Origin of the sequence: Priestia sp. TSO9, assembly GCF_021029645.1 — a bacterium.
Classification (GTDB): Bacteria; Bacillota; Bacilli; order Bacillales; family Bacillaceae_H; genus Priestia; species Priestia megaterium_E.
The window spans coordinates 1-6,371 of record NZ_JAJEKD010000022.1 but is presented as its reverse complement, the minus strand read 5'-3'; the positions used below and the strand labels follow the sequence as shown (position 1 = coordinate 6,371).

Annotated in this window: 7 protein-coding genes; 6 read left to right on the top strand and 1 reads right to left on the bottom strand. The window is 36.1% G+C overall.

The window, feature by feature from the left end; translation table 11 throughout:
- Positions 1 to 247 precede the first annotated feature (247 nt).
- Positions 248 to 772 carry a DUF2695 domain-containing protein gene (locus LJC66_RS27235; protein ID WP_230933917.1) on the top strand — a complete coding sequence of 175 codons (525 nt, stop codon included), beginning with the start codon at positions 248 to 250 and terminating at the stop codon, positions 770 to 772.
- A 41-nt stretch (positions 773 to 813) separates the two neighbouring features.
- On the opposite strand, the gene LJC66_RS27230 is transcribed toward LJC66_RS27235, so the two are convergent.
- Entirely contained in the window at positions 814 to 1,035 is a 222-nt protein-coding gene (locus tag LJC66_RS27230; RefSeq protein WP_230933916.1) for a hypothetical protein, read from the bottom strand.
- Positions 1,036 to 1,470: 435 nt separating this feature from the next.
- Here LJC66_RS27230 and LJC66_RS27225 point away from each other — a divergent pair, with 435 nt between their 5' ends.
- The 5 genes from LJC66_RS27225 to mobV all read left to right on the top strand — a co-directional run.
- Entirely contained in the window at positions 1,471 to 1,968 is a 498-nt protein-coding gene (locus tag LJC66_RS27225; protein ID WP_230933915.1) for an HTH domain-containing protein, read from the top strand.
- A gap of 252 nt (positions 1,969 to 2,220) precedes the next feature.
- Positions 2,221 to 2,865 (top strand): MarR family transcriptional regulator, encoded by a 645-nt coding sequence (locus LJC66_RS27220; RefSeq protein WP_230933914.1) that lies wholly within the window; start codon positions 2,221 to 2,223, stop codon positions 2,863 to 2,865.
- Between the two features lie 793 nt (positions 2,866 to 3,658).
- On the top strand, positions 3,659 to 4,174 hold the full coding sequence (locus LJC66_RS27215) for a DUF3967 domain-containing protein (protein WP_016766103.1): 516 nt from the start codon (positions 3,659 to 3,661) through the stop codon (positions 4,172 to 4,174).
- 601 nt (positions 4,175 to 4,775) lie between these two features.
- Positions 4,776 to 4,952: a hypothetical protein gene (locus tag LJC66_RS27210; RefSeq protein ID WP_230933913.1), complete on the top strand. Its 177-nt coding sequence runs from the start codon at positions 4,776 to 4,778 to the stop codon at positions 4,950 to 4,952.
- Between the two features lie 479 nt (positions 4,953 to 5,431).
- The coding region (mobV, locus tag LJC66_RS27205) for a MobV family relaxase (protein WP_230933912.1) at positions 5,432 to 6,371 on the top strand (940 nt) is incomplete at its 3' end.

Here is a 6,371-nt window from a genome sequence, read left to right as displayed (position 1 = left end):
TTGATTTGATCAATAGAATGCCTATTCTATCAACGATGTATAAAAAGCTGCATACTTTGTAAGAGGTGGCTGTTTTAAATCCCTTGCAGCGCAAGGGATTCTTTTTGTCGTGTGTTCCGGAAAGAGGCTTTATGTAAACTAGCGATGCATAGAGTATACATAAACTAATTGAAGAATATTGAAGGATATAGGAAAATTATATAAAGGATTTTTGGTTTCTTAATACTGTTTAAAAGGAGCTATTTGAATGGATAGTTTATTAGAATTAAAAGATGAACTAATAAAAGGACAAAAACTAGCAATGCAAGGATCTTATCAAAGAAGAGCTCCTTCTAAAAAAGCAATTCCCCATCTTTTATCAGCAAGAAAAGGACTCAAAGAATATGTTGAAAAACATGCAACAGATGCGTTTGCTTGGCAGTTGTTGTCTCAAGCCGAAGAATATCTACTGAATTATAACGCAGCTTTATCAGCACTTCAAAATGCAGTCACTCTTAACAAAAAAGACAGAAAGTTAGTAAAGAAGTTAGTGCTACTAAAAGAGCAAGCAAATAAGTCGCACGAACTTGATTTATCACCTGAGGAGCTGGATTCATTGGAAGCATTTCTGGACGAAAAAGTAGACATACAGGGGTGTGACCATACACTTATCTACACTAAAGAATGGCTAGATACCCATATCCCCGTGAGCAAAAAATCCAAGGTTGTAAAGGCGCTGCAAAACCAAGGTGGCTTTTGCGACTGTGAAGTTCTTATGAATGTAATCGATTAGATTGAAATGCTACCGATAATGTTGATTATGTTAACTAGAATTTAATGTTTTTCGATAGTATTTAAAATTTCATATAAGGCTTGAGAAGCAGTATTTACATCATGATAAGGTGAAATCTTTCCATCAATAAGGGTAGTTACTTGAAAACACTGAGATTCTTTAGAATAGATTAATTCAATCAACCCAGGTATGGTATGTATGATTTTGCTATTTTCATATTCGATTAAGACGCTAAGCATTTTTTTAATTTGATCTATGCTCATAAATGATTTGACTCCTGCCTATTATGAGGCAACTTTAGGTACAAAGAGACCAAATAATTTATTTTATTTTTTCTCCTCACATTACCATAGGAATACTAAAAAGAACATTTTTAACTAGCTGCCTAAAAGCGCTTTTATAATAACTACAGAAAATTGAAAAACCAGCCTTTAAATACTTAAAGGCTGGTTTTTCAAACGACTTTATCCAATGATACCTTATGGTATCTTCTATATTTTGCTCAAGATAGTCATTTTTATGCGTCTATGTTAAAATCGGCTTTGGATATAGTAAACATAGTACCAATTTCAACTTAGGGCACTTTCTTATTAGAGAAAGTGCCTATTTTTAGTTTTAAGTAAAATAACAGCAGGGAATATTACTTTGCATTTGAATACTAGTACTATACTTTTAAAACAAAAATGGGGGCTAGTAGGATGCTGGTAAAAAAGATGTTAAATGGAATTGTGATGAAAGAAATAACTATTAAGGAATTAGCTGATCAGTATGATGTAAGCACTCGTACGATTCAACTAAAGATTAAGAAATTAGGTTATGAATGGGACAGTAAGGAAGGTATTTATCGATACATTGGAGAAGAAGCAGAACCTTTAAATATTGATTTTAGTACACTCATCTCTAAAAACAGTAAAATGCCAGCAGAACAAAAGCAAACTAACAGTGAAGTAGCAGCTAGTATTAGCTATTTAAATGAAAGTAAAAGCACTAGCACTAGCTCTTCAAAAGCTAGCACAGTAGATGCAATTGATTTGTTATTGCAGCATCCAAAAGAACGCTCAAAACGAGTGTATCGAGGGTTTTATTTTGACGATGATGTGTTAAGTATCATTGATCGAGTTCCTAAGAGTTATAAATCTGAATTGGTGAATGAAGCTTTGAGAAAAGTGTTTAAAGAAAAAGGATTATTAGACTAAAAAACTCACCTACATTTTAGGTGAGTTTTCTTGCTTATTTTACAAATAGGGTTTGCAAAAATGTAGGATTTGGTAGAAAATTAGACATAAGAAAAAGCCCTCAAGTTTTCGACGACTCCGAGGACTTTCTCTAAAAAATATTAAGAAGGAATTAACCTTTTAAGGAGAGATTAACCTTCAACTACATAACTTTATAAAAGTATTCTACCACAATAAGGTTAGTTCCTTCCATAAAAAAATGGAGGAATTAAAATGAAAAAAGCTTTAGATGAAGCCGAAAAAAAAGCCAGAGTAAGAGATTCTAAGCTGGAAGAGTTAATAAGCCAAGCAGAAGTTGGTCTTTCAGCAGATCAACAAAAAACATTATTAGAAATCTTACATAAGACTACTGGAGATAATTATTTCATCGGTAAGCGAAAGAAAAAAACTGATGGGGTGAGATTTGTGCAAATACTCATGGAAAATTATAATTATTTAAGCCAAATAAAGTATTTATCCAATGCACAAAAAGCATTTTTACTAGATTTAGTTCCCTATGTTGAATTTAAAACAAACATTCTTATAGAACGCCCTGAAGAAGACTTAGAAGAGGTAAGCGAGAATTCGGCTTCACCTAGCTATTTAGCAAAAAAGCTTGAACGTGACCGTTCAACAGTATCCCTTATGATGAATGATCTTATGAAAAAGGGCATCTTAGCTGTTGCTGAGAGTGGTATGACTACAGAAGATGGTAGAGTATGTACTAGCAGGACTTGGTTTGTAAATCCTAATATTATGTGTTGTTCAGCAAGAGATGATGTAGATAAGGCAACACAAAGAATATTTAAACGCTCCCTAAAAAATTTCAAGGTTGAAGGAAGCTCTAAGAAACATCAATTACCTATATATTTATTTTAAGAAGCAAGGGGAAATTTACCCCTTGCTTTTTTTGTTTGTGTCTTTTTTTGCATTTTTTAGGTGTTGGTTTTTCCCAACACAGGTGTTGGTTTTTCCCAACACCCCTGCCTCTATAAACGTTGATATAACAACATTCTTCTACTTGCCCCTTCTCACTCTATTTAAATAGCAATTCGCTGATAGAATTGCAAGGGTCTTTTTATACTTTTTTCGTTAGAAAAAAACATATTAAAATGTCTTGAACTTAATACATATGAAAAATCATTATGGCTATTTTCCATACAAGGTTCGAGTAGTATTTTTTAAGGAAATCACTTAAAAAATCTCCACTCTTTTCTCCTTGTATTTCAAATTTCGGCAGGGCTGGTTATATCGCCAAGCCGAACATACCCAAAACGAAGTTAAAGATGCTCGGCTTACGACGGCCATTATACCTGCCGAACCGCCAGAGCAACTGTCCTCAGTTTTATTTCTTTTTCAAAATGTAGAGACACAAATTTGAAAGCCAGCCTCACACCCCAAAACGAACGGTAAAAAACGGGTATGAACGATTACCATGCATTATATAAAAATTGGTTGCATGGGGGGCATGCACTTGTTTTTATTATAAATAAAACCTCAAGAAACATATTAGCGTAAAAACCTTGATATAACGGGATTTATCATATAAGAACGCCCCCCGTGCATGGTTAAAATGATGTGCATGGGGGGCGTTCTTTGTTATTGTTTAAAGGATATTTGAGATACAAAGTATAACTATTTATATAATTATAATTGCACGGGAGGGAACGATATGTCAGAAGCGAAACTTGGCCAAGAGCCGGCGTATTGGACTGGTGAGGTAGCAAAGAAGCTAGAGATATCTGATAGCACTTTGAGAAAGTGGTGTATTCAATTGGAGGCCGCGGGTTATAAGTTCATTAAGGGAGAGAATGATAGCCGTGCATTTACCGATCATGACTTAAAGGCTCTACAATTATTTAAACAACTTGTAAAAGTCCAACGGAAAACCAAAGAAACTGCGTGTTTAGAAGTAGTAGAGCGTTATGGCACTCGTACAGGAACGCCTCCCATGCAACCAGCACAAATGGCCGTTCAAGCCTATGAATTCAAAGATAAAATCGATGATATGGCTCAAAGCCTTGAGGAGATAAAAAAACAATTAAATGAACAAATGGAGTTTAATAAAAAGCTTGTGGAACGTATGGATCAGCAAAGTATGAGTCATATACGTGAAATCCAAGAGACGAGAAAACAACTTGCTGCTGCTGAGGAAAAAAAGAAGTGGTGGGAGTTTTGGAAGCTTTAATTTAAGTTTTATAAACAATATAAGTTCCCACATTATTGACGACCTTAATAATGTATCAGTAACAACGTATAGTATGTTTTTCATCATATTTAAGAGAAGATTTATTGAAAAATGGCACCTTAAAGGTGTCTATTTCTTTGTACCATGGCATGTTCTATATGATAATTACCTCTTATGTTTGTTATAGAGGTAATTGGCAGCTTCATTTAAAAACAAAAACGAATAGCATGTAATTTTTAAGATACTTTTCTATAGATAACATTGATTACGTTAGTAATCAGTTAACTATAAAAACCTTCTCTCTTTTTCTCCTGTTTTTTCATTGGTTTATTTTTAGAATGCGATGATGGGGGCATTGGAAATAATGTCGGGAATTTACGAATAGATATATAGCATACATAGAGATAAGACCGCCTTATAAACTGATACATAATGGGCGGTCTTTGTTGTGACTATATATAATTTATGACACATATATTCAATTAGAAATTTGGTATGTCAAGGTTCATCTAAAGGACTTTCTCTGTTTCAGTTTGGAATAAAAACCTAAGATATTTAGCAATATAAGTTTAAAGAGAAATGAGAAAGGAGATAAATTTTCATGAATAGTAACGATAATACTAATAAAGGCAATTTGAATTTATTGGGAGCAGTAGCATTAGGATTGACCACGGTTTACACTGCAATATTAGCAACACAATTAATGTCTACAAAACATAAAGTTGATTATTTATATTATAAAGAACATTTTCAAAAAGAAGATAAGAGCAGTAATTAATTTTTTGAAGCATATAAACTACTAAGGATAATTTCTTTCAAAAGTATTCAAAACCTCCGTATAAAGTGGTCTGTCAACGGTAAATCGCAAGACCGTCAGGTCGAGAATTTAAGGAGTTGATAGATTCACCAAACCCAAACCCTCCTGGCACTCAAACAACCCCGTTTGTTTGACGCCAACCGGCGAGGGAGCCCCCTCAAAGGTTGAGGGGGTTGGGGGTGTTTGTAAAAGCCATTCCAAAGGGGCTTCCCTTTGGCAGGTGGTGGACGGCGTCCACGGTCCTCATGAAAAAGGGCATCCGTTGGGGATGTCTTTTTTCATTTTGGCGGAGCCAAACACAGGGAGGAACGCCGACCGCCACCTCGTAGAGCGCGCTCCCAATTTGATCGAAGATGAAAAATTGGTGTAGTGCGTTACACCAAATCTAAAGTTGTGGTATGCTAGACCCAAGTACAGTGGTTGAAATGGGGGATTGAGGGATGGCCAAATATGGGATTATCCGCATGCAAAAGTTCCACAAAGACGCAATATTGGGGATCCAGAAACACAACCAACGAGAAGGTGAGAACAGTAAAAATAAAGATATCGATTCAACCAAAACGATGCTCAACTATGATTTGGTGAATGAAGACAAAATAAAGTACCATGAAGAAATTAAGAAGATGACGGCCACCCGTGTGAAACGAAAAATTCGGAATGATGCTGTTCTCGTGGCAGAATTCTTTGTGTCGGCCAGTCCGGAGTATATGCATGCGATGTCGCCAGACGAGCAGCGCAAATATTTTGAAGCATCATTGGACCATATAGCTGGTAAGTATGGCCAGCAGAACATTTTATATGCGGTGGTACATAACGATGAAGCGACGCCACACATGCACGTGGGGTTTGTGCCTATCACGGATGATCGACGCTTGGCGGCGAAAGAGTACTTCCATGGGAAAACCAAGATTCGTAGAATCCAGGATGACTTTCATAACTACATGAACAAACGTGGTTATGACATTGAGCGTGGCGAGCCGAGCGAACTGCAGCATAAAAGTGTTCATGAGTTTAAAAAACAAGAACGCGAAAAAGAGCTAAAGCATCTGCAACAACTAGTGGCTCACAAGGAAAAAGAGCTTCAACAGATGGACAATTTAGTGGAGTTAAAAGCAGCACCACCTGTTGAAATACGTAGCGAGAGACGGATTGAAGAGTTATGTAGCCAACCTCTTGAAGTAGAGGCGGCCAAGAGTGTCATGGGTTCCAAAGTGAAAGTGGAAGAAGCAGATTTTCATGAACTTATGAGTCTCACAAAAGAGCTGCAGCAAACATTGGCGGCCGAGCATGAGCGCACGCATGCATTGAGTCACGAGGTGGATCGCTATGAGAAAGAGAATAAAGCATTAAAGCATGATTTAAGTGAAACAAAGCAAGAAT

Bases quoted from the DNA above. Each gene is read 5' to 3' on its own strand.
- LJC66_RS27235 (WP_230933917.1), top strand. From the start codon at position 248: ATGGATAGTTTATTAGAATTAAAAGATGAACTAATAAAAGGACAAAAA.
- LJC66_RS27230 (WP_230933916.1), bottom strand. From the start codon at position 1,035: ATGAGCATAGATCAAATTAAAAAAATGCTTAGCGTCTTAATCGAATAT.
- LJC66_RS27225 (WP_230933915.1), top strand. From the start codon at position 1,471: ATGCTGGTAAAAAAGATGTTAAATGGAATTGTGATGAAAGAAATAACT.
- LJC66_RS27220 (WP_230933914.1), top strand. From the start codon at position 2,221: ATGAAAAAAGCTTTAGATGAAGCCGAAAAAAAAGCCAGAGTAAGAGAT.
- LJC66_RS27215 (WP_016766103.1), top strand. From the start codon at position 3,659: ATGTCAGAAGCGAAACTTGGCCAAGAGCCGGCGTATTGGACTGGTGAG.
- LJC66_RS27210 (WP_230933913.1), top strand. From the start codon at position 4,776: ATGAATAGTAACGATAATACTAATAAAGGCAATTTGAATTTATTGGGA.